Source organism: Pseudomonas kurunegalensis (genome assembly GCF_030291635.1).
GTDB classification, from domain to species: Bacteria; Pseudomonadota; Gammaproteobacteria; order Pseudomonadales; family Pseudomonadaceae; genus Aquipseudomonas; species Aquipseudomonas monteilii.
The window spans coordinates 4,186,128-4,207,625 of record NZ_CP127871.1 but is presented as its reverse complement, the minus strand read 5'-3'; the positions used below and the strand labels follow the sequence as shown (position 1 = coordinate 4,207,625).

Here is a 21,498-nt window from a genome sequence, read left to right as displayed (position 1 = left end):
GCAGGGGATGAACCTTCCCGGCCGGCCCGATACGCAATGCGTTCGGGGCGGCAGCCTACAGGTAGACTATTGCGTTGTGGTGAAAGTCACAGCGCACCTGGTGAAAGAAGTACAGGTGTGCACTGAAACGTCTATTTTCAGGTCCGATGAAGGTCCTGTCCAGTGTTTAAGACTGCCGCACTTTAGCATTTATCGCCAGTCGCGGTTGTCCGACCGGGTAACCAGCGCTGCAGCACCCGTTGCAGTTCGGTGCGGCGCAAGGGTTTGCTCAGGTAGTCGTCCATGCCGGCGGCCATGCAACGCTCCCGATCGCCCTGCAAGGCGTTGGCGGTCAAGGCGATGATCGGTAGCCCGGCGCCGTTGGGCAACTGCCGGATGCGCCGGGTGGCTTCATAGCCGTCCAGGTGCGGCAGGCGGCAATCCATCAGCACGGCGGCAAAGCGTTGCCGACCGACCAGGTCGACCGCCTCCAGGCCATCCTCGGCGGTGCATACGGCCATCCCCAGGCTGCGTAACATGGCCTCGATGACACTCTGGTTGACCGGATTGTCCTCTACCAGCAGTACCTGGTCATTGTCGGTGACCGGCGTTGGTGCAGCGATTGGCGGCGCGAGCGGGACGGGGGCAGGGTTGGCAAGTGCCAGCGGCATCTCCAGGGTAAAGGTCGAACCCAGGCCTTCGCGGCTTTCACCGCGCAGCTTGCCGCCCATGCGCTCGGCCAGGGTGCGGGCGATCGACAGCCCCAGCCCGGTGCCGCCATAACGGCGGGAAATCGAGCTGTCGGCCTGCTGGAAGGCGACGAACATCATTTCCAGCCGGGCATTGTCAATGCCGATGCCCGTGTCGCGCACGCTACAGGTCAGCCAGATCAGTTGCCGGTCAAGCACCTGCCAGCGTGCTTCGACCTGCACCTGGCCGCGCTCGGTGAACTTCAGGGCATTGCCCACCAGGTTCAACAGGATCTGGCGGATGCGTGTGGGGTCGCCGTTCACCTGCAGCTGCTTGATACCGGCAGGAAGTTGCAGGTGCAGGCCCAGGCCGCGTTGTTGGGCGCTGTGCTGGAACGACTGGACACTGCTGGTGATCAGCTCACCCAGGTTGAAGTCGATGTGTTCCAGTTGCAGCGCGGCGCGTTCGATGCGCGAGAAATCGAGGATGTCGTTGATGACCTTCAACAAATGCCCGGTGGACTCGCTGGCGACCGCCGTGTAGTCGGCCTGTTCGGTGCTCAGCGATGTGGTCTCCAGCAGCTGCAGCATGCCCAGCACGCCATTCATCGGCGTGCGCAGCTCGTGGCTCATCATCGCCAGGAAGTCGGATTTGGCGCGGTTGGCCTGCTCGGCCTCCTCACGGGCCTGAATCAGCTCGGCAATGGCCTGCTTCTGTTCATCGCTGGCCTGTTCCAGGGCGCTGGCCAGGTTGTTGATGTGGCGTGCCAGGTGGCCCAGTTCGCTGTCATCGACCACCGGCAAGGGGGTGTTGTACTCGCCTTGCTGAATCGCCTTTACCGCATGCCCCATGTCGCTGATGGGCTTGGCCAGGCTCAGGGCCAGGCGGCGCGCCAGCAAAAAGGTGAACAGCAGCGCGAACAGCGCCAGTATGCCGGCTTTGATCACGATTTCCTGCTGGCGCTGGCTGAAGGCGTCATCGGACATGCCAACGATGACCCGCCCCAGGTAGTCGTCACCGATGGCGGGGGTGGTGGCTTTGCCTTGTTGCAGGAAGTCGTTGTCCAGGCGGATTTGCTGCAGGCGGATGGGGGCCTGGAACACTTCAACCTGTTGCGCGCGGTTGGCGCTTTCGTCGGACTGCTCGACGTACACCAGAATGTGGTTGCGGCTGTCCTGCACTTCCAGAAAGCGTACGTGCGGGATGCTGAGGGTGGCCCGCATCAGCCCTTCGAGCACTTCGTTGTTACCCGAAATCACCCCGTACTCTGATGCCGGTGCCAGCTGATTGGCGATCAGTTGCCCGGTGTGATTGAGCTCCTGGCGCAAGTCCTGGATGCGCACGAAGGTAAAGAAGCTGATCAACAGCAAGGTCAGCAGCAGGGCAGGGCCCAGGCTGATGATCTGGGTGCGGGTGTGGATATCCCAGCTCAGGCGCTTGCTCATGGGGTGGGTTCTCCTGCGGCCAGGGCTTTGGCAGCGGCGTTCGGATCGATCGGTTCAAGGCCCAGGGCGCGGGCCACCTGCTGGTTGCCACTGACGCCGTAGCGCGCCGGGTACAGGCTGCGTGGCCAGCGCGCTGGCGGCTGGTCGAGCAACTGGTCGAGCTCCGCCAGCCAGTCGTCCTGATCGCTGTAGGTGCTGGCCAGGGCGCCGGCCCGCACAAACCCGGCGTTCGGGCCGATCAGTGCCATTTGCCGGCCATAGCTGCTCAGCAGCAGGTTTTTCGCCGTCTTGGAGTTGTACAGGTTGGGGTCGTCCAGGCCCAGCAGCACATCGCTGTTGCCCAGCAGGTGCTGCAGCGGCCGGCTGTCCCGTGGGTCGGACCAGTCCTGGGCGATGATCTCCAGGCCCATTGGGCGGGCAGCATGGCGCAGCTCGTCGAGCAAGAAACTGCTGTGTTCACCGTACAGCACGCCAATGCGCTGGGCCTGCGGCAACAAGTAGCGCGTCAGGCGCAATTGCCGGCCCAGCGGCGCGTCGCTCCACAACAAGGTAAGGAACGCTGGGCGCGACTTTCCCAGGCGCTGTTCAGCCTGTACCCGGCTGACCCGCATGGCCAGGGCCGGTGGGCCGGCGTTTTCACCCAGGCGCCACTCCAGCGCGGCGCTGTCGAGCAGAATCAGGCGCTGGTCCGCTTTGAGCTTGCTCGGGCGCGGCAGCTCGGCAGTGGTCAGGAAATGCACATGGTCATGCGGTCGACGGCTTTCCAGCGCGGCGACAAAACTGCGGATGCCGGGCTGATCCTCAGCCCCCACCAGCAGGATTTCACTGGCCGACAATGGCCCAAGCGGCCACAGGCACAGCAGCAACAGGCGCAGCAACACGGCCATCAGAACTCCAGCTCCGCGCTGACGCTCAGGCGGTGGCGGCTGTCGTAGCGGTTCTGGATTGCCGTGGTGGGCTCATCGTCCAGGCGCTGCTGCCACAGCGCCGCCAGCTCCAGGTTGCTGCCATGCACCCGAAAACGCTTGGCCAGGCGTAGGTCCAGGCGCTCGTAGCGGTACTGGTTGAGTGCATCGTCGCCGTAGTAGAACAGCGCGCTCGACCAGCCAGCCCCCCAATCGCGCATCCATCCGGCCGAGCCGCTGTTGTGGGCGCTGAGGCGGCGGTCGTCGGGGTTGCTGGCCCAGGCATCGACGTAGGCGTAGGTCAGGCGCAGGCGATCGCGCAGGGTGGGGCGCCAGTCCAGTTGCGCTTCGCTGCCACTGAAACGGGCCTTGTTGGCGTTGCTGGCGATGTACTGGTTGTTCTTCAAGGGCTCGCTGATCATTCCCGTGATCTCGTCGTAGAACAGCTTCACATCCATGTTCAGGTCGATGTCGCTGAAGGAGCCGTTGTAGCCCAGCTCGCGCGAGCGCATGCGCTCCTGTTCGAGGTCGCCGGGGCCACGGGTCTTGACGAAGTACTCGCCGTTCTGCAGGCCAAATGCATTGGGGGTGAGGTTCTTGACCGTGTAGCTCCAGTTGACGTTGTTCTCGAACATGTCGGGTGAGCGCACGGCCTCGGAATACACGGCGCGCAGGCCATGGCGCGGGGTAATCAGGTAGTTGACCGCCACGCGCGGGGTCAGCGAGCTGCCAGACAGGCGGGAGTCTTCGAACATGGCCCCGCCCTGCAGGATCCAGTGTTCGTCGGCGCGCCATTCCAGCTGGCCGAACAGGCGCCAGGTCTGGTCGTCGAGGCTGCCGTTGAAGTAAGTCTGCGAGTCGGCCCGGTCATAGCGGTAGTTCATGCCGCTGAGCAGGCGCAGGCTGTCGGTCAGGCTCAGGGTGTCCTGGATTTCCAGGTCGTAGCGGGTTTCGCGGGTGCTCTGGTCGACATCGCCGCACACCTGTTGCTTGCCACCGTTCTCCCACTGTTGCTGCACTTTTTGCAAAAGCCCTTTCAGGGTGGGGTCGTCGGTGGAAAGGGGGGCGCCGGTAGCGATGCCGCGTGCCACTTTTTCGGCGAAGTCAGGGTTCATTTGCCAGAGCTGGGTCAATTCGGGGCTGAACGACTGCAAGGCATCACAGGCGCGCCATACCTGCTGGCGGTCAAAGTGTTGCGCCGAACCCTGGATATAGAGGCTGTGCTCGGCGCTGAAATCCTTGGTCCAGCGCAATGAGCCGGCATAGTCCTTGGCATTGACGTCTGCGTTGTCGCCGGCCTCGTACCTCGCGAATACTGGCTGATAGGTATAGGGCCGCTGGTTGCTGCCTTCCTTCGCCGCCAGTTGCCACTCCAGGGTCTGGTCCACTGCCAGGTTGTGGCTGGCGCTGAGGTTGAAGCGGGTGAGCCGGCGGCTGTCGCGGTAATCCTGGCCAAACTGGTTCTCGTCGAAACCATCGTCCTGCTGGCCGGACAGCGACAGGCGCATGTCGCCGCCGTCCCAGCCAAAGCCGTGGCTGGCATAGAAGTCGTTGATGCCATCCTGGCCGTGGGTCACCTTCAGCCGCGTGCCATGGCTGTCAGCAGGGTTGCGGGTGAGGATGTTGACCACCGCCATCAGCGCGTTGGCGCCGTAGCTGACGGTGTTCGGGCCGCGGAACACTTCGATGCGCTCGATATCCTCCATGGCCAGAGGGATGTCGCTCCAGTCCACGGTGGCCAGGCCCGCGCGGTACACCGAGCGGCCATCGATCAGTACCTGCATGCGCCGTGCATCGTTGACGTTGCTGCCGTGGTAGTTGACCGTGGGTTGGTTACCGGCACCGTAGCCAATCATCATGCCCGGTACCAGGCGCAGCAATTCGGGGATGTCGCGGGCGCCACTGGCACGGATCAGCTCGCTGTCGAGCACGGTCATGCTACCCGGGACTGCCGCCGGGGATTGTTTCAGGCGTGTGGCAGTCAGAACCTGGGGCAGGTCGGTGTTGTCGATGAACAGGTCGTCGGCCACAGCCGGGCTGCCGAGCAGAGCGGTCAGTATGAGCAGGCGCGGGTACGGGGGCGTGCCAGGGAACACGGGGCGGCCTTGTATCAGGATTGAAACAGGCATGGTAACTGACCGTGGCGCATTTGCCAGTGACCTGGAGTGGTTTTGCAATGTGTCTGACTTGACGCTTTCATGGGGGCGAAAATCGAGCGCCGCCCGCGCGGCGCATCGCGAGCAAGCTCGCTCCTACATTTGTTGCAACGTGGCCATGACAGTGTCATCTGCGTTGCAAGCCTTGGCGCATGGCAGGCGAGCCGTATAATGGCGGGGTCGCCACTTAATTTTTGGCTTTAATGGATTGGATATGACTGAACAGCAACCTGTTGCAGTTCTGGGAGGCGGCAGCTTTGGCACCGCCGTGGCGAACCTGCTGGCGGAAAACGGTGTGCCGGTGCGTCAATGGATGCGCGACCCGGCGCAAGCCGAGGCCATGCGCGTCAATCGAGAGAATCCGCGCTACCTCAAGGGCATCCGTCTGCACGATGGCGTCGAGCCGGTCAATGACCTGCTGGCGACCCTGCAGGCCAGCGAGCTGATTTTCGTTGCCCTGCCGTCGAGCGCCCTGCGCAGCGTGCTGGCGCCCCATGCCGAGCTGCTGCGCGGCAAGGGCCTGGTCAGCCTGACCAAAGGCATCGAAGCGCAAAGCTTCAAGCTGATGAGCCAGATCCTTGAAGAAATTGCCCCCGAAGCGCGTATTGGCGTGTTATCGGGCCCTAACCTTGCCCGCGAAATCGCCGAGCATGCGCTGACTGCAACGGTGGTCGCCAGCGAGGACGAAAAGCTCTGCAAGCAGGTGCAGGCTGTGCTGCATGGGCGCACGTTCCGTGTCTATGCCAGCGCTGACCGCTTTGGTGTCGAGCTGGGTGGCGCGTTGAAAAACGTCTACGCCATCATCGCCGGCATGGCCGTTGCGCTGGGCATGGGCGAGAACACCAAGAGCATGCTGATTACCCGTGCCTTGGCCGAAATGACCCGCTTTGCCGTCAGCCAGGGGGCCAACCCCATGACCTTCCTCGGCCTGGCCGGTGTCGGTGACCTGATCGTCACCTGTTCCTCGCCCAAGAGCCGCAACTATCAGGTTGGCTACGCGCTGGGCCAGGGCCAAAGCCTGGATGAGGCGGTCAACCGCCTGGGCGAAGTGGCCGAAGGCGTCAATACCATCAAGGTGCTCAAGGCCAAAGCCCAGGAAGTGCAGGTCTACATGCCACTGGTGGCGGGCCTGCATGCCATCCTGTTCGAAGGCCGCACGCTGAACCAGGTGATCGAGCACCTGATGCGCGCCGAACCCAAGACCGATGTCGATTTCATTTCCATCAGCGGTTTCAACTGAGCCTTTGGCGGCTCTGACACGAGCAAGGAGCGACACATGAACGATACGCCCGAACGCGCCCAGCGCGAGTCGATCATCCTGCGGGTGCTGTGGATGCTGGTGTTCCTGGTGGTCTGGCAACTGGCCGAACTGTTGTTGGGTGGGCTGGTGCTGGTGCAGCTGATCTACCGTCTGGTGTACGGCGCACCCAGCGCCAGCCTGATGAACTTCGGCGACAGCCTGAGCCAGTTCCTGGCGCAGATCGGCCGCTTTGGCAGCTTCCACAGCGACCAGAAGCCATGGCCGTTCTCTGACTGGCCTGCGCCGCGCGCGCCGGAAGGTGAAGCAGCGCATGCCGTGGCGCCGGCCCCGCACCCGGTGCGTGACGAGGAACCCAAGCTGTGAAGCTTTGGGTACTGCGCCACGGCGAGGCGGAGCCACGGGCCAACACGGATGCCGAACGCCGTTTGACTGCCCAAGGCCGCGAGCAGGTGCTGCACAGCGCTGCTCGCCTGCTCGGGCAGCCGTTGCAGGCAATTATTGCCAGCCCCTACGTGCGCGCCCAGCAAACGGCGGCGCTGGTGCATGACACACTGGGCTTCGGCGAGCCGGTGCGTACCGTGCCCTGGCTGACCCCGGAAAGTGACGTGCAGCAGGTGATCGGTGAAATCGAGCGGCTGGGCCTGGAGCATGTACTGCTGGTCAGCCACCAGCCGCTGGTGGGGACCTTGGTCGGGGTGTTGGAGCATGGCCATCAGCAACATCCGGCAGCCATGAGCACCGCCAGCCTGGCTGAACTGGAAGGGGATTGGCCGCTGGCTGGGCTGATGACCCTCAAAGGGATCAGTTATCCGGCTTGAAACCCTGAAACCGGTAAGGCAACTGGCATTTTTGTCAGTTGCCGCGGTGAGTGGCCCCTTGCTAGCGTTGCCTGAAAGCAAACAGGCAGGGAGCAGCGAATGAAGGGTGAGAGGGGGGCGTTGTTGAGCTCCGTGGATTTGCAACCTACCCTGGACATGGTTGAGCAAGGTGTCGCTCTGGACTTCGCCCGATACAGCCTGCTACGCGATTCGGCCGATGCCAAGCTCTATGGCCTGATGAAAACGGTCAACGCCAGCAGCGTGCTGAATGCTGCTGACAGAGAGAACAGTCTGCAGGACTTTCTTATCCTTCAAGATACCTGCCAGCGGGTGTCTCATTTGCTGCAAACCAGTTGCCTGGCTCTGCGACGCCTTCAGCTTGATTATAAGGACCAGCGCCTGGCCCGCGAAGCGCTGGAAAGCCAGTTGGCCTACATGCAAGCCTGCCTGCGCCGTTCACTGGCCAGTTTCGACCGGTCGGCGTGACCTGATAGCCCTCGCCGATGACCTTTCCGGACGTTGCCGAACGGCGCGCCGATGCCGACAATGAGCCATCCTCCTCCGTCCGGACCAGGCGCCATGCCGCAGCAGATCTTCTTCGCCCATGCCAACGGTTTCCCCTCGGCCACGTACGGCAAGCTGTTCGCTGCCCTGGCGCCGGACTACCAGGTGCAGCACCTGGCCCAGCATGGGCACGATCCACGCTTTCCGGTGAATGACAACTGGCAGAGCCTGGTCGATGAATTGTTGCACCACCTGGCGCAACAGGACCAGCCGGTCTGGGGTGTCGGCCACTCGTTGGGTGGCGTATTGCACCTGCATGCTGCCTTGCGCTGCCCCGAGTACTACCGTGGTGTGGTGATGCTCGACTCGCCGGTACTCACCCGCGCCGATCAATGGCTGCTGCGCACCGCCAAGCGTTTTGGCTTCATCGACCGTATCACCCCGGCCGGGCGCACGCTGGGGCGCCGAGAAACGTTCAATGACCGCGACAGCGCCCGGGACTATTTCGCCGGCAAGTCATTGTTCCGCCATTTCGATCCCGACTGCCTCGACGCCTATGTCGAACACGGCTTGCAGGCGGCAGAGCAGGGCCTGCAGCTACGCTTCGACCCGGCTACCGAAATCAGCATCTACCGCAGCATCCCGCATACCAGCCCGGCGCCCGCGCGGCAGTTGCAGGTGCCGCTGGCCATGGTGCGCGGCGACCGTAGCAATGTCATTCGCCGCCACCACACCCTGGCCGTACGGGGCATGTCCCAGGGTGAATACCACAGCGTGCCGGGCGGGCACATGTTCCCGCTGGAGCGCCCCGCAGACACCGCCAGCCTGATCAAGGGCCTGTTCGACCGCTGGAGTCAGGCATGAGCGCACACGTCGAAGAAATCCGCCTGAGCCTGGGCCATATCGAGCTGGCCGCGCACCTGTTCGGCCCCGAGGACGGGCTGCCGGTGATTGCCCTGCATGGCTGGCTGGACAACGCCAACAGCTTCGCCCGCCTGGCACCGCAACTCAAAGGCCTGCGCATCGTCGCCCTGGACCTGGCCGGGCACGGTTACTCCGAACACCGCCCGCCTGGCGCCGGTTATGCCTTGGCCGACTATGCCCATGATGTGCTGCGGGTGGCCGAGCAGCTTGGTTGGAAGCGTTTTGCACTGTTGGGGCATTCGCTTGGGGCAATCATTTCGGTGCAGCTGGCTGGCGCCTTGCCCGACCGGGTCAGCCATCTGGCGTTGATCGACGGCGTCATCCCGCCGACCGGTGCCGAGCAGGATGCAGGCGAACGTTTGGGGATGGCACTGCAGGCCCAGCTGCGGCTGGACGGCAAGCGCAAGTCGGTGTACGCCACGCTGGAAGAAGGTGTGCATGCCCGGATGAAAGGCATGGTCGCGGTCAGCCGCGAGGCCGCCGAACTGCTGGCCCGGCGTGGCCTCATGCCGGTGCCGGGCGGTTACAGCTGGCGCAGTGACAGCCGCCTGACCTTGCCATCGCCAGTACGCCTGAGCGAAGCCCAGGCCATGGCCTATGTACGCAGGGTGAAATGCCCCGCGCAGCTAGTGGTCGCCGCCGATGGCATGCTGGTGCGCCACACCGCGTTGCTGGAGCAGCTACCCTTTGAGCAGGTGACGCTACCCGGTGGCCATCACCTGCACCTGAACGATGAGCAGGGCGCGGCCCTTGTCGCAGACTGTTTCAATCGCTTCTTTGGCTTTGCTTGACTTGCACCGGACAACTGTCGAGGCTTGGCGGGTTGAACAGGGAGACAACCATGCAACTGCCAGACATCCTGGAGCTTCATTTCGGCGCAGGGCGCCGCCTGGGTCGCCAATGAGCGCGCCTGTTGCCATCCGTAATGCCGTAGCCGCCTGCCTGGTGTTCGCCAGCCCCGTGTTGTGGGCCGGCAGCTTGCCGGTGCCGGTGGACGCCAAGGTCGTCGACCAGCGTCCGGCCGTGGAGCAGGAACGTGTTTACCCGATGGGCCCGCTGCGCAAGATCAGCGGCCGCCTGCGGGTCGAAGACAAGGTCGAAAGCCGTGGCCAGGTCAGCTCGGTCACCTACGAACTGCCGGTCGAACGCACCGCCCGCGAAGCCTTCACCACTGCCCGTGAAGAACTGCAACGCGACGGTGGTTACCCGTTGTTCTGGTGCCAGGGCCGCGATTGCGGCGAGGCCAGCCTGTGGGCCAACGATGTGTTTGCCAATGCCCGCCTGAACGGTGGTGACGAGCAGCAGGCGTTTATCTTGCTGCGTCGTTCGGCGGAAGAGGCCGACACCCTGGTCGCGCTGTACAGCGTTACCCGGGGCAACCGCCGTGCCTACCTGCATGTGGAAGAGTTCGTTGCCGGCAACCCGTTGGGCGAACTGCTGCCGACCGCCGCCACGGTGCTGCGCGAAATGCGCGACACCGGCAAGCTCGACTACCCTGACCTGGCCGCGCCGCAAGACACCTGGGTGAACTTGCTGGCCCGCAGCCTGAACCTGGACAGCACCCTGCGTGCCAGCCTCAGTGGCGCTCAGGCCGAAGCCTGGCGCGAGGCGCTGGTCAAGGCAGGTGTGCGCAATGGCCGCCTTGAAGTCGGTAGCGCGCCCACCGACGGCCTGCACCTTGAACTGATCCGTTGAACGAGCGCCGCCATGGTTAACAATGATCGCCTGCTGGTCCAGATTCTGCTGTTGGCGTTGCTGGGGGCCGGCCTGTGGGTGATGGCACCGTTCATCTCGGCGTTGCTGTGGGGGGCCATCCTGGCGTTTGCCAGCTGGCCGTTGATGCGCTTGCTCACGCGTGTGCTGGGCGGGCGCGAAACCTTGGCGGCCAGCCTGTTGACCACCGCCTGGATCCTGATTGTGGCATTGCCGCTGGTGTGGCTGGGGTTCAACCTGGCCGATCATATTCGCGATGCCACGGCGTTCGTGCGCGACGTGCAGGTGGACGGTTTGCCCGATGCACCGGCCTGGTTGGGGGGCATACCGTTCGTTGGTGAGCGCCTGGTCAGTTGGTGGCAGTCGCTCGACCAGCAGGGGGCGGCCCTGCTGGCGTCGGTCAAACCGTACCTCGGGCAGGTGGGCAACTGGTTGCTGGCGCGCAGTGCGCAGATCGGCAGCGGTGTGCTGGAACTGACCCTTAGCCTGGTGTTCGTGTTTTTCTTCTACCGCGACGGCCCGCGCCTGTCGGCGTTCGTACTGCGCTTGCTGCACCGCCTGATGGGTGACCGCGCCGAGTACTACCTGGAACTGGTGGCGGGCACCGTTCAGCGGGTGGTGAACGGGGTGATTGGCACAGCGGCGGCGCAGGGTTTGCTGGCACTGATCGGCTTCCTGATTGCTGGCGTGCCGGGTGCCATCGTGCTGGGCCTGGTGACCTTCATGCTCAGCCTGATCCCCATGGGCCCACCACTGGCCTGGATCCCGGCCACGGCCTGGCTGGTGTGGAAGGGCGAGTACGGCATGGCGGTGTTCCTGGGCATCTGGGGCACCTTTGTCATCAGCGGCGTGGACAACGTGCTCAAGCCGTACCTGATCAGCCGTGGCGGTAACCTGCCACTGGTGATCGTGCTGTTGGGGGTGTTCGGCGGATTGCTTGCCTTTGGCTTCATTGGCCTGTTCATCGGGCCGACCTTGCTGGCAGTGGGGTACAGTTTATTGTTGGACTGGAGCCGTAACGCCGCCCAGCAGCCTCCCCAGCAGTAAGCCTGCACCGGCCTCTTCGCGGGCTTGCCCGCGAAGAGGCCAGTAAAGACAGCCCACAAACCTGATTTTTACGCTTTCTTTATACCCACCCCCATCCGCCGATCTCGCCCCTTTACGCCCCTCCCTCAGACAATTTCCCCATAGCGGCACACGCCGCACCACGGGGAGAACCACTCATGAACATGCTCGACGGGCTGTCACTGCTGCTGGCAGTGGCCTTGGCGTTTTATCTGCTGGTGGCGCTGCTGCGCGCCGATCGCAGCTAAGGAGCGGCCATGCACAGTTACGATTTCGCCTTGCTGCTGGCGTTCTTCGCCATCGTGCTGTTACCGGCACCCTGGCTCGGGCGGTTCTATTACAGGGTCATGGAAGGCCAGCGCACCTGGCTGTCGCCGCTGTTGAGCCCGGTCGAGCAGGCCTGCTACCGGCTAGCGGGCGTGAACGCCAGCCAGGAGCAGAACTGGCGGCAATACACCCTGGCGCTACTGGCCTTCAACCTGGCCGGATTCCTGCTGCTGTTTGCCGTGTTGCTGTTGCAGGGCTACCTGCCGCTCAACCCGCAGCACTTGCCAGGCCAGGCGTGGTCGCTGGCGTTCAATACCGCCGTAAGCTTCGTCACCAACACCAACTGGCAGGCCTACAGTGGTGAGGCATCGGTCAGCTACCTAAGCCAGATGCTTGGCCTGACCGTACAGAACTTTGTCAGTGCCGCCACCGGCCTGGCCGTGCTGGTCGCGTTGTGTCGCGGCATTGCCCGGCGCAGTGCAACGACGCTGGGCAATTTCTGGGTCGACATGACCCGCGCCACCCTCTATGGCTTGCTGCCGCTGTGCCTGCTGCTGGCGCTGCTGCTGGTGTGGCAGGGCGTGCCGCAGACCTTTGCCGACTACGCCCATGCGCTGACCCTGCAAGGGGCTGACCAGACCATTCCGCTGGGGCCGGCCGCCAGCCAGATCGCCATCAAGCAACTGGGTACCAACGGCGGTGGCTTCTTCGGCGTCAACTCGGCGCACCCGTTCGAAAACCCCACGGCCTGGAGCAACCTGTTCGAGGTGGCGTCGATCATCCTCATTCCGGTGGCGCTGGTGTTCACGTTCGGCCACTACGTGAAGGACCTGCGTCAGAGCCGCGCGATCCTCGCCTGCATGCTTGCCCTGTTCCTGATTGGCGGCAGCACCGCGCTGTGGTCCGAGTACCAGCCCAACCCGGCGCTGGAAAGCACTCAGGTGCAACAGGCGGCCCCCATGGAAGGCAAGGAAAGCCGTTTTGGCACCACCGGTTCGGTGTTGTGGACGGTCACCACCACTGCGGCCTCCAACGGCTCGGTCAACGCCATGCACGATAGCCTCAACCCGCTGACCAGCATGGTGGCGATGGTCAACATGATGGTGGGCGAGGTGATTTTCGGCGGCGTCGGCGCCGGGCTGTACGGGATGCTGCTGTTCGTGCTGATCGCGGTGTTCCTGGCCGGGCTGATGATTGGCCGCACCCCGGAATACCTGGGCAAGAAGCTGCAAGCCCGTGAGGTGCAGTTGCTGGTGGCAACCCTGCTGGTGATGCCGGTCGGCGTGCTGGTGCTGGGCGCTATCGCCGCCAGCCTGCCTGGCCCGGCGGGTGCGGTCAGCAACCCGGGGGCGCATGGTTTCAGCCAGCTGCTGTACGCCTACACCTCGGGCACGGCCAACAATGGCTCGGCCTTCGCCGGCTTCGGTGCCAACACGGTGTACCACAACCTGATGATCGGCCTGGCCATGCTCATCGGCCGCTTCGGCTACATCCTGCCGATCCTGGCCTTGGCTGGCAGCCTGGCAGCGAAGAAAAGCGCACCGCAGGGGCAGAACAGCTTCCCCACCCATGGCCCGCTGTTCACCGGCCTGCTGCTGGTGACCATCCTGTTGGTGGGTGGCCTTACCTTCCTGCCGACCCTGGCCCTGGGGCCAATCGCCGAACACCTGAGCCTGGGTTTCTGAGGACTGACCATGAACATGCCCATTCCTGAAGTTAAAGCGCGGCACACCGCCAAGGACCAGACCCGCTTCGCCGCGCTGTGGCGCCCGGCGCTGGTGCAGGCGTTCGTCAAGCTCGACCCGCGCCAGCTCAAACGTTCGCCGGTGATGCTGGTGGTGGCCCTGACCGCAGTGTTGACCACTGTGCTGTGCTTCGCCCCCGGCAGTGGCGTGAGTACCGGCGTTGCCGTGCAAATCGCCCTGTGGCTGTGGTTTACCGTGCTGTTCGCCAACTTTGCCGAGGCGCTGGCCGAAGGCCGTGGCAAGGCCCGCGCCGACAGCCTCAAGGCGGGTAGCCAAGGCTTGACCGCCCAGCGTCGCAAGCGTGATGGCAGCTACGAAACCATTGCAGCCAGCGCGTTGCGCAAAGATGACGTAGTGCGCGTAGCCGCTGGCGAAATGATCCCCGGCGACGGCGAGGTGCTGGAAGGTATCGCGGCGGTCAACGAGGCCGCCATTACCGGTGAGTCTGCCCCCGTGATCCGCGAGTCCGGCGGCGACCGCTCGGCGGTGACCGGCAATACCCGGCTGGTCTCCGACTGGCTGTTGATCCGTATCACCAGCAACCCGGGCGAATCGACCCTCGACCGCATGATTGCCTTGGTCGAAGGCGCCAAGCGCCAGAAAACGCCGAACGAGATTGCCCTCGACATCCTGCTGATCGGCCTGACGCTGATCTTCCTGATCGTGGTGGTGACCTTGCAGCCGTTCGCCCATTTCGCGGGTGGCAGCCTGCCGCTGATCTTCCTGGCCGCGCTGCTGGTGACGCTGATCCCTACCACCATCGGCGGCCTGCTGTCGGCCATCGGCATCGCCGGCATGGACCGTCTGGTGCGCTTGAACGTCATCGCCCGCTCCGGCCGGGCGGTGGAAGCGGCCGGTGATGTGCATACGCTGATGCTCGACAAGACCGGCACCATCACCTTTGGCAACCGCCGCTGCAGCGCGCTGCATGCTGCGCCGGGCATCACCGCCAAGGAATTGGGGGAGGGCGCGCTGCTGGCCTCGCTGGCCGATGACACCGCCGAAGGCAAGTCGATTGTCGAGTACCTGCACCAACTGCACGACTTTATCGAACCGGCTGCCGGGCAGTTCGAGGCTGTGGCCTTCAGTGCCGAGACACGTCTGTCGGGTATCGACTTCCAGCAGCACCGCTACCGCAAGGGCGCCGTCGATGCGGTGCTGGCGTTCGTCGGCATGCAGCGGCTGGAAATGCCCCCGGCGCTGGCCCGCGAAGTGGAGCGCATCGCCCAGAGTGGCGGCACACCGCTGCTGGTGTGCATCGACAAGCGCCTGCTTGGCGTGATCCACCTCAAGGACGTGGTCAAGCCGGGTATCCGCGAGCGCTTCGCCGAGTTGCGCAAACTGGGCATTCGCACGGTGATGGTGACCGGCGACAACCCGCTGACCGCCGCCGCCATCGCAGCCGAAGCGGGGGTGGATGACGTACTGGCCGAGGCCACCCCTGAGAAGAAACTGGCGCGTATCCGCCAGGAGCAGAACGACGGCCGCCTGGTGGCCATGTGCGGCGACGGTGCCAACGACGCCCCGGCACTGGCGCAGGCCGATGTGGGCATGGCCATGAACGACGGCACCCAGGCCGCGCGCGAGGCGGCCAACATGGTCGACCTGGACAGCGACCCGACCAAGCTGCTGGACGTGGTACAGGTCGGCAAGGAACTGTTGGTCACCCGTGGCGCACTGACCACGTTCTCTATTGCCAACGATGTGGCCAAGTACTTCGCCATCCTGCCGGCGCTGTTCGCTGCCATCTACCCACAGCTGGGCGTGCTCAACCTGATGCACCTGGCCAGCCCGCAGAGCGCGATCCTGTCGGCCATCGTGTTCAACGCGCTGATCATCATCGCGCTGATCCCGCTGGCGCTGCGTGGCGTGCGGGTGCAGGCGGCCAGCGCGGCGCATCTGTTGCGGCGCAACCTGCTGATCTACGGGCTGGGCGGCATCGTGGTGCCGTTTGCCGGGATCAAGCTGATCGACCTGCTGCTCAATGCCCTGAACCTGGTCTGAGGAGGCCGCCATGAATGCTTATGTACGCCCGGCGTTGAGCCTGGCTTTGCTGATGACGCTGGTGACTGGCGCGCTGTATCCGCTGGCGGTGACGGGCATTGCCCAGGTCGCTTTCCCGGAACAGGCCAATGGCAGCCTGGTGCGCGACGACCAGGGCCAGGTGCGTGGCTCGGCGCTGATCGCCCAGGAATTCAAGGGGGATGGCTGGTTCCATGCGCGGCCGTCGGCAGGCGCTTACGCCACGGTGGCCAGCGGTGCGAGCAATCTGTCGCCGAGCAATCCGGTGCTGGCTGAGCGGGTCAAGGGGGATGCCGCAACGCTGTACCAGGCGCAGCAGGGGCCAGTGCCCCAGGCGTTGCTGACCACCTCGGGCAGCGGCCTCGACCCGCACCTGCCGCCAGAGGCCGTGGCTTATCAGGTTCCGCGCGTGGCAGCAGCGCGGCAACTGCCGGTGGAGCGCTTGCAAGCCTTGGTGGAAGAGGCCACCCTCCACCCATTGATCGGCCCGCCGGTGGTCAATGTGCTGGCGCTGAACCAGGCACTGGAGCAATTGAACCACTGATGTTGGGGCCGCTCTGCGGCCCATCGCCGGCAAGCCAGCTCCCACAGGTACTGCACATGACTTTAGGTTGCTGCGGTCGAGGTGGGAGCTGGCTTGCCGGCGATGGCCTGCAAAGCAGGCCCTTTGGTCGACCGTCGCAGATTCTGAAGGATGAAACATGAGTGATTCCGCCCGCGCCGATGCGCTGCTGGCTAACCTCCCTCGTACAGGCCGGGGCCGGCTCAAGGTCTTCCTCGGCGCCGCCCCCGGCGTCGGCAAAACCTTCGCCATGCTCCAGGCCGCCCACGCCCAGCAACGCCAGGGCGTGCAAGTGCTTGCCGGCGTTGTCGAAACCCACGGCCGCGCCGAAACCGAGGCGTTGCTCGCCGGCCTACAGCAGCAACCCCTGCTGCGCAGCCAGTACCGCGGCGTCACGCTTGAAGAAATGGACCTCGACGGCCTGCTCAAGGTCGCGCCAACACTGGCCCTGGTCGACGAACTGGCCCACACCAATGCCCCCGGCAGCCGGCACGCCAAGCGCTGGCAGGACGTGCAGGAATTGCTGGCCGCCGGCATCGACGTGTACACCACGGTCAACGTCCAGCACCTGGAAAGCCTCAACGACAAGGTGCGCGACATTACCGGCGTGCTCGTACGCGAAACCCTGCCGGACTGGGTGCTGCAGGAAGCCTTCGAGCTGGTGCTGATCGACCTGCCGCCGCGCGAGCTGCTCGAACGCTTGCGCGAAGGCAAGGTGTACGTACCGGAGCAGGCGCGGGCCGCGATCGACGCGTACTTCTCGCAAACCAACCTGACCGCGCTGCGCGAGCTGGCCATGCAGACTGCCGCCGCGCAGGTCGATGCCGACCTGGCCCATGGCTATCGCCAGCGCGGCCAGGAGGCCCCGGCCTTGCGTGGCCGGTTGCTGGTGGGCGTGGATGGCGACGACCAGGCCGAGCGCCTGGTGCGTCATGCCAGCCGCGTGGCCCAGCGCCGCCACCTGCCCTGGAGCATGGTGCATGTGGACAACGGCCGCCTGCGTGACGAAACCGCTCGCCATCGCCTGCAGGCCGCGCAGCAACTGGCCGAGCGCCTGGGCGGGGAGGTGGTGGTGCTGCGTGCCGGCGAAGTGGCGCGCACGTTGATCCAGCATGCCGCCGAACGACGGGCCAGCCTGGTGCTGGTCGGGCAGTCCCGCGACCGCCTGCGTCGGCGCCTGTTCGGTGCCGGGGTGGCTGCGCGGCTGTTGCGTGAGAGCCATGGCCTGGAAATCAACGTGCTGGACCGCGATGTGCAGCCGCAAGCGCCGCGTTCGGCGGTGCGGCGGGTGTGGGTGTGGCGGCATTACCTGTTGGCGCTACTGGCCACCGTCATGGCAGCAGGCCTGTCCTGGGCGGTGTCGAGTGTGCTGGCGTTGCCAAACATTTCGCTGGTGTTCCTGGCGGCGGTGTTGCTGGTGGCGGTACGCAGCAGCCTGGGGCCTGCGCTGGCCTGTGCTGCGTTGTCGTTCCTGACTTACGATTTCCTGTTCATTCCGCCCAACTTCTCGTTCAGCATCCAGCGTGAAGAAGATGTGCTGACCCTGGTGTTCTTCCTGCTGATGGCCGCGCTAACCGGCAACCTGGCCGCCCGCCAGCGTCGCCAGCTGCAGGCGCTGCGCGAGACCCAGGCACAAACCAGCCAGTTGCTCGACCTGTCGCGCCGGCTGACGGTGGCCACCGACCGCCAGGCCGTCTTCAGTGCCGCCGGCCAGCATCTGGATGGCTGGCAGGATATGCAGGTGTGCCTGCTGGAGCGCAACGCCGAAGGCCAGCTGCAGGTGGCCAGTGGTGAAGCCCACGCTTTTAGCGACAACGAACGCGCCGCTGCGCAATGGGCCTGGCAGCATGGCCAGGCCGCCGGCCATGGCAGTGACACCCTACCCAATGGCCGCTGGTGGTGGTGGCCGCTGGCGGTAGATGAACAACCCCTGGCGCTGCTCGGTGTACGCCCGCGTTCCGGCCAGCCGCTCAGCGACCCGCGGCGGCGCCTGCTCACCGCCCTTGGCCAGCCGCTGGCACAGGCATTGGCCCGCGCCCGCCTGGCCGAGCAGCTGGAGGCCGCACGCCTGCATGGCGAAACCGAGCAGTTGCGCAGTGCCTTGCTGGCGTCCGTTTCCCACGACTTGCGCACGCCGCTGACCGCCATGCGTGGCAGCATCGACAGCCTGCTGGCGTTGGGCGAGGCCATCCCGCCTGAAGACCGCCGTGAGCTGTTGGAAGGCACCCGCAACGAGGCCGAGCGCCTTGACCGCTACATCCAGAACCTGTTGGACATGACCCGCCTGGGCCACGGCGGCCTCAAGCTGGCACGCGACTGGGTGGCTCCGGGCGACATCGCTGGCAGTGCGCTCAACCGCCTGCGCGTGGTGCTCGCCCCGTTGCGTGTGCACACTGACGTGCCGGCCGAGCTGCCGCTGCTGTTCGTACATGCAGCGCTGATCGAGCAGGCGCTGGTCAATGTGCTGGAAAACGCGGCACGGTTCTCGCCGGCCAATGGTCGGCTTGATCTCCACGTATCGGTGCAGGACATGCAGTTGCGTTTTGCCGTCCTGGACCAAGGCCCCGGCATTCCGGTGGCCGACCGCGAGAAGATCTTCGACATGTTCTACACCGCCGCCCGTGGTGACCGTGGCGGGCAGGGTACCGGCCTGGGCCTGGCCATCTGCCAGGGCATGATCGGCGCCCATGGCGGGCAGATTCTGGTAGGCGAAGGCATCGATGGCCAGGGCACCGGCATCACTCTATGCTTGCCACTGCCCCCTCAACCTGAAGCCGAAAGCGAAACCCCATGAGCCAGTCCGCCACCCTGTTGGTCATCGACGATGAACCGCAGATCCGCAAGTTCCTGCGCATCAGCCTGGCCTCCCAGGGCTACAAGGTGATCGAAGCGGCAACCGGTGAGGAGGGGCTCACTCAGGCAGCATTGGGCAAGCCGGACCTGGTGGTGCTCGACCTGGGCCTGCCGGACATGGACGGCCAGCAGGTGCTGCGTGAGCTGCGCGAGTGGAGTGCGGTGCCGGTGATGGTGTTGTCGGTACGCGCCAGTGAGGTCCAGAAGGTGGATGCGCTGGATGGCGGGGCGAACGACTATGTGACCAAGCCGTTCGGCATCCAGGAGTTCTTGGCGCGGGTGCGTGCCCTGCTGCGCCAGGTGCCGCAGACCGGTGGTTCGGAGGTGGCGGCCAGCTTCGGGCCGTTGACCGTGGACTTTGCCTTCCGCCGGGTGACGCTGGAGGGCGTCGAGGTGGCGCTGACGCGCAAGGAGTATGCCTTGCTGGCGCTGTTGGCCGGGCATCCGGGGCGGGTGATCACCCAGCAGCAGTTGCTCAAGGACATCTGGGGGCCTACCCATGTGGAAGACACCCATTACTTGCGGATCGTGGTCGGGCATCTGCGCCAGAAGCTGGGGGACGACCCCACAGCACCTCGCTTTATCATTACCGAGGCGGGAGTGGGGTACAGGTTGGTGGCGCCGGCCGCTTGATCCGGATTCACGCCAACTCTGTGGGAGCGGGCTTATCCGCGAAAAATCCAACACGGTGCAGGGTGGTGCCCGAAGCGTAGCTGCGTCTGCGTCAGGACCTCGGTGATTCTGTTTCAAAGCATTGGCGCATCACATCCAGGTAGCGCCTTGCCCCCAGGCCCAGCGGTCGCGACTTGATCCAGATGATGTCCACCCACAAGCGCAAGCGGCTGGCCATGTTGTCAAAGCGCACTTCGGCCAGCGCACCTGAGGCAATCAAGGGTTCAACCAGTGGTTGCGGCAGGTAGGCCCAGCCCAGGCCGGACTGCACCAAGTCCAGTGTGGCCAGGTAGCTGTCGGTCAGCCAGATGCGCCGCGACAGCACCATGCGCGGGTCTGAACCGGTGGCCTTGCCCGACGCCACGATGATCTGCCGCTGTTCGGCAAAGGCTTCTTCAGGCAATGGTGTGCCGCTGTTCTGGCCGGCAGGGTGGCGGGGCGAGGCGACGGCCACCAGCAACTGGCTGCCGGCTTCAAGGAACGATTCACGCTCATCGATGCCGGGCCGTTCGAACACCAGCGCCAGTTGCACGCTGCCTTCATGCAACAAGCGAACAGCTTCGGTCTGTGTGGCCGAGCGCACTTCGATTTCCAGGCTGGGGAACTCCTGGGCCAAAATTTCCAGTGGCTGGCTCCAGCGGCCGGTTTGCAGTTCGGGAGCCATGGCGATGGTCAGGCGCTTTTCCAGGCCTTTGTGCAGTTGCAGGGCCTGGGCGTCCAGCAGGTTGAGCTGGCAAATCACCTGCCTGGCTTGCGGCTCCAGCGCCAGGGCGGCGCTGGTGGGCAAGGCCTTGCGCGTGGCCCGGTCGAACAGCACCAGGTCCAGTTCCGCTTCCAACTGGGCGACCGCCATGCTCACTGCCGAGGGTACACGGCCCAGCTTGCGCGCAGCGGCGGAGAACGAGCCGGCATCGAGCACGGCGAGGAATATTGCCAGGGAATCGCTGGAAAAGGCCATTGTCAGTAAACCTGATCATGGTGGGGCAAGTATGGGGTGTTTATTTGAACATGCATTGTGGGTTTTGGGGTGTTTGGCGGGGTGTTTTCAGCGCCTGTGAGATCGAGCGCCGCCCGCGCGGCGCATCGCGAGCAAGCTCGCTCCTACATTTGTTTCGGGCCAGTATCGCCTGTGCCAGAGCGCGCGACCGCCTTGTTTGTACGACGCGATATCCAGCCATGTGCCAAGGCCTACGCGCGCAAATCCCACAGGAGCAATTGGCCCGAAACAAATGTAGGAGCGAGCTTGCTCGCGATGCGCCGCGCGGGCGGCGCTCGATGTCCGCACCTCCAAAAATCCATCGATATGCGGCTGCACAATCACTCACAACCAGACCGCATCCCAGTGTGGATAGTCGCCGACTTTATCGACCAGTCCAGCCCTTATCGGATTAGCAATGATGTACCTGGCGACCTCGACCACTTCCTCGTCGTGTCGCAAAGCCCGATCGTGATAACCCGCCTGCCAGATAGGCGCAGCCCTTGATCCAGCTTTGCGCAAAGCATGACTGGTTCGGGGTTTGAAACGTTGCATCAGTGCTCCAAGCGTTACGTCTTTTAACTCAAGCAGCCAATGCACATGGTCGGGCATTACAACCCAGGCCAATGATCGGCAGTGCTGCTCTTGATCTGCTCTGCGCAGGTGATGGATCACCAGTCGAGCAAACTGGAAGTTCTGGAACAAGGGGCGACGGTGGTATGTGACGGAGGTAAGCATGTAGAGCCGGCCTGGTTCTGAGCACCTTCCACGGCGGAGCAAACAACCATGAGGGTTGGGCATGTGGTCATCCTTGAACAGACATGTCCCGAGGCAGAATAGCCATTGGCGGCAGAAGGTGATGAAGATTGGGGTTACAGGGTGTGAGTTTCCATCTGTATGGTTGAGGATTGAGTCAAGGCACACCAAGTACAAGATTTGGT

General features: G+C 64.4%; 19 protein-coding genes. 14 read left to right on the top strand and 5 right to left on the bottom strand.

Going from position 1 to position 21,498, the window contains the following annotated elements; genetic code table 11:
• Positions 1 to 182: 182 nt before the first annotated feature.
• Genes QQ992_RS19235 through QQ992_RS19225 form a run of 3 tightly spaced genes read right to left on the bottom strand, consistent with a single transcriptional unit; the run spans position 183 to position 5,148 of the window.
• Positions 183 to 2,114 (bottom strand): ATP-binding protein, encoded by a 1,932-nt coding sequence (locus QQ992_RS19235; protein ID WP_286110725.1) that lies wholly within the window; start codon positions 2,112 to 2,114, stop codon positions 183 to 185.
• Positions 2,111 to 3,001 carry an ABC transporter substrate-binding protein gene (locus tag QQ992_RS19230; RefSeq protein WP_019099701.1) on the bottom strand — a complete coding sequence of 297 codons (891 nt, stop codon included), beginning with the start codon at positions 2,999 to 3,001 and terminating at the stop codon, positions 2,111 to 2,113. The genes QQ992_RS19235 and QQ992_RS19230 overlap by 4 nt, the downstream gene beginning before the upstream one ends.
• Entirely contained in the window at positions 3,001 to 5,148 is a 2,148-nt protein-coding gene (locus QQ992_RS19225) for a TonB-dependent receptor plug domain-containing protein (RefSeq protein WP_286110724.1), read from the bottom strand. The genes QQ992_RS19230 and QQ992_RS19225 overlap by 1 nt, the downstream gene beginning before the upstream one ends.
• A 241-nt stretch (positions 5,149 to 5,389) precedes the next feature.
• Between QQ992_RS19225 and QQ992_RS19220 the strand changes: the two genes are divergently transcribed.
• The 14 genes from QQ992_RS19220 (at position 5,390) to QQ992_RS19155 (ending at position 19,542) form a co-directional block, all read left to right on the top strand.
• Positions 5,390 to 6,415, top strand: a complete 1,026-nt coding sequence (locus tag QQ992_RS19220; RefSeq protein WP_060500858.1) for an NAD(P)H-dependent glycerol-3-phosphate dehydrogenase — start codon at positions 5,390 to 5,392, stop codon at positions 6,413 to 6,415.
• A 36-nt stretch (positions 6,416 to 6,451) separates the two neighbouring features.
• Positions 6,452 to 6,799, top strand: a complete 348-nt coding sequence (locus tag QQ992_RS19215; RefSeq protein ID WP_016711631.1) for a DUF4389 domain-containing protein — start codon at positions 6,452 to 6,454, stop codon at positions 6,797 to 6,799.
• Positions 6,796 to 7,254, top strand: a complete 459-nt coding sequence (gene sixA / locus QQ992_RS19210) for a phosphohistidine phosphatase SixA (RefSeq protein ID WP_286110723.1) — start codon at positions 6,796 to 6,798, stop codon at positions 7,252 to 7,254. Before QQ992_RS19215 ends, sixA begins: the two co-directional genes overlap by 4 nt.
• Positions 7,255 to 7,353: 99 nt before the next feature.
• Positions 7,354 to 7,740 carry a hypothetical protein gene (locus QQ992_RS19205; RefSeq protein ID WP_105946510.1) on the top strand — a complete coding sequence of 129 codons (387 nt, stop codon included), beginning with the start codon at positions 7,354 to 7,356 and terminating at the stop codon, positions 7,738 to 7,740.
• A gap of 93 nt (positions 7,741 to 7,833) precedes the next feature.
• The gene (locus QQ992_RS19200; protein ID WP_286110722.1) at positions 7,834 to 8,622 is read left to right on the top strand and encodes an alpha/beta fold hydrolase; all 789 of its coding nucleotides are present in this window, start codon (positions 7,834 to 7,836) and stop codon (positions 8,620 to 8,622) included.
• Complete coding sequence (locus QQ992_RS19195) at positions 8,619 to 9,473, top strand: alpha/beta hydrolase (protein ID WP_286110721.1); 855 nt, start codon at positions 8,619 to 8,621, stop codon at positions 9,471 to 9,473. The genes QQ992_RS19200 and QQ992_RS19195 overlap by 4 nt, the downstream gene beginning before the upstream one ends.
• A gap of 109 nt (positions 9,474 to 9,582) precedes the next feature.
• On the top strand, positions 9,583 to 10,377 hold the full coding sequence (locus QQ992_RS19190; protein ID WP_286110720.1) for a DUF4892 domain-containing protein: 795 nt from the start codon (positions 9,583 to 9,585) through the stop codon (positions 10,375 to 10,377).
• 12 nt (positions 10,378 to 10,389) lie between these two features.
• Positions 10,390 to 11,442: an AI-2E family transporter gene (locus tag QQ992_RS19185; RefSeq protein WP_119369335.1), complete on the top strand. Its 1,053-nt coding sequence runs from the start codon at positions 10,390 to 10,392 to the stop codon at positions 11,440 to 11,442.
• 176 nt (positions 11,443 to 11,618) lie between these two features.
• A complete protein-coding gene (kdpF, locus tag QQ992_RS19180; RefSeq protein WP_003251485.1) occupies positions 11,619 to 11,708 on the top strand; it encodes a K(+)-transporting ATPase subunit F in 90 nt (29 codons plus the stop codon).
• Between the two features lie 9 nt (positions 11,709 to 11,717).
• Entirely contained in the window at positions 11,718 to 13,412 is a 1,695-nt protein-coding gene (gene kdpA / locus QQ992_RS19175) for a potassium-transporting ATPase subunit KdpA (RefSeq protein ID WP_286110719.1), read from the top strand.
• 9 nt (positions 13,413 to 13,421) lie between these two features.
• Positions 13,422 to 15,476, top strand: coding sequence for a potassium-transporting ATPase subunit KdpB (gene kdpB / locus QQ992_RS19170; protein ID WP_286110718.1), 2,055 nt, complete (start codon positions 13,422 to 13,424; stop codon positions 15,474 to 15,476).
• Between the two features lie 10 nt (positions 15,477 to 15,486).
• The gene (gene kdpC / locus QQ992_RS19165; RefSeq protein WP_286110717.1) at positions 15,487 to 16,038 is read left to right on the top strand and encodes a potassium-transporting ATPase subunit KdpC; all 552 of its coding nucleotides are present in this window, start codon (positions 15,487 to 15,489) and stop codon (positions 16,036 to 16,038) included.
• Positions 16,039 to 16,195: 157 nt separating this feature from the next.
• The gene (locus QQ992_RS19160; RefSeq protein WP_286110716.1) at positions 16,196 to 18,850 is read left to right on the top strand and encodes a sensor histidine kinase; all 2,655 of its coding nucleotides are present in this window, start codon (positions 16,196 to 16,198) and stop codon (positions 18,848 to 18,850) included.
• Positions 18,847 to 19,542 (top strand): response regulator, encoded by a 696-nt coding sequence (locus QQ992_RS19155; protein WP_119369340.1) that lies wholly within the window; start codon positions 18,847 to 18,849, stop codon positions 19,540 to 19,542. The genes QQ992_RS19160 and QQ992_RS19155 overlap by 4 nt, the downstream gene beginning before the upstream one ends.
• 91 nt (positions 19,543 to 19,633) lie before the next feature.
• Here the strand turns inward: QQ992_RS19155 and QQ992_RS19150 are convergent, their stop codons facing one another.
• Positions 19,634 to 20,539, bottom strand: coding sequence for a LysR family transcriptional regulator (locus QQ992_RS19150; protein WP_286110715.1), 906 nt, complete (start codon positions 20,537 to 20,539; stop codon positions 19,634 to 19,636).
• A gap of 363 nt (positions 20,540 to 20,902) precedes the next feature.
• A complete protein-coding gene (locus QQ992_RS19145) occupies positions 20,903 to 21,358 on the bottom strand; it encodes an REP-associated tyrosine transposase (protein WP_286110714.1) in 456 nt (151 codons plus the stop codon).
• Between the last annotated feature and the right edge of the window lie 140 nt (positions 21,359 to 21,498).

What these genes read in the sequence shown, in the direction of transcription:
- QQ992_RS19235 (WP_286110725.1), bottom strand. Translation starts at nt 2,114, where the DNA reads ATGAGCAAGCGCCTGAGCTGGGATATCCACACCCGCACCCAGATCATC.
- QQ992_RS19230 (WP_019099701.1), bottom strand. Translation starts at nt 3,001, where the DNA reads ATGGCCGTGTTGCTGCGCCTGTTGCTGCTGTGCCTGTGGCCGCTTGGG.
- QQ992_RS19225 (WP_286110724.1), bottom strand. Translation starts at nt 5,148, where the DNA reads ATGCCTGTTTCAATCCTGATACAAGGCCGCCCCGTGTTCCCTGGCACG.
- QQ992_RS19220 (WP_060500858.1), top strand. Translation starts at nt 5,390, where the DNA reads ATGACTGAACAGCAACCTGTTGCAGTTCTGGGAGGCGGCAGCTTTGGC.
- QQ992_RS19215 (WP_016711631.1), top strand. Translation starts at nt 6,452, where the DNA reads ATGAACGATACGCCCGAACGCGCCCAGCGCGAGTCGATCATCCTGCGG.
- QQ992_RS19205 (WP_105946510.1), top strand. Translation starts at nt 7,354, where the DNA reads ATGAAGGGTGAGAGGGGGGCGTTGTTGAGCTCCGTGGATTTGCAACCT.
- QQ992_RS19200 (WP_286110722.1), top strand. Translation starts at nt 7,834, where the DNA reads ATGCCGCAGCAGATCTTCTTCGCCCATGCCAACGGTTTCCCCTCGGCC.
- QQ992_RS19195 (WP_286110721.1), top strand. Translation starts at nt 8,619, where the DNA reads ATGAGCGCACACGTCGAAGAAATCCGCCTGAGCCTGGGCCATATCGAG.
- QQ992_RS19190 (WP_286110720.1), top strand. Translation starts at nt 9,583, where the DNA reads ATGAGCGCGCCTGTTGCCATCCGTAATGCCGTAGCCGCCTGCCTGGTG.
- QQ992_RS19185 (WP_119369335.1), top strand. Translation starts at nt 10,390, where the DNA reads ATGGTTAACAATGATCGCCTGCTGGTCCAGATTCTGCTGTTGGCGTTG.
- kdpF (WP_003251485.1), top strand. Translation starts at nt 11,619, where the DNA reads ATGAACATGCTCGACGGGCTGTCACTGCTGCTGGCAGTGGCCTTGGCG.
- kdpA (WP_286110719.1), top strand. Translation starts at nt 11,718, where the DNA reads ATGCACAGTTACGATTTCGCCTTGCTGCTGGCGTTCTTCGCCATCGTG.
- kdpB (WP_286110718.1), top strand. Translation starts at nt 13,422, where the DNA reads ATGAACATGCCCATTCCTGAAGTTAAAGCGCGGCACACCGCCAAGGAC.
- kdpC (WP_286110717.1), top strand. Translation starts at nt 15,487, where the DNA reads ATGAATGCTTATGTACGCCCGGCGTTGAGCCTGGCTTTGCTGATGACG.
- QQ992_RS19160 (WP_286110716.1), top strand. Translation starts at nt 16,196, where the DNA reads ATGAGTGATTCCGCCCGCGCCGATGCGCTGCTGGCTAACCTCCCTCGT.
- QQ992_RS19155 (WP_119369340.1), top strand. Translation starts at nt 18,847, where the DNA reads ATGAGCCAGTCCGCCACCCTGTTGGTCATCGACGATGAACCGCAGATC.
- QQ992_RS19150 (WP_286110715.1), bottom strand. Translation starts at nt 20,539, where the DNA reads ATGGCCTTTTCCAGCGATTCCCTGGCAATATTCCTCGCCGTGCTCGAT.
- QQ992_RS19145 (WP_286110714.1), bottom strand. Translation starts at nt 21,358, where the DNA reads ATGCCCAACCCTCATGGTTGTTTGCTCCGCCGTGGAAGGTGCTCAGAA.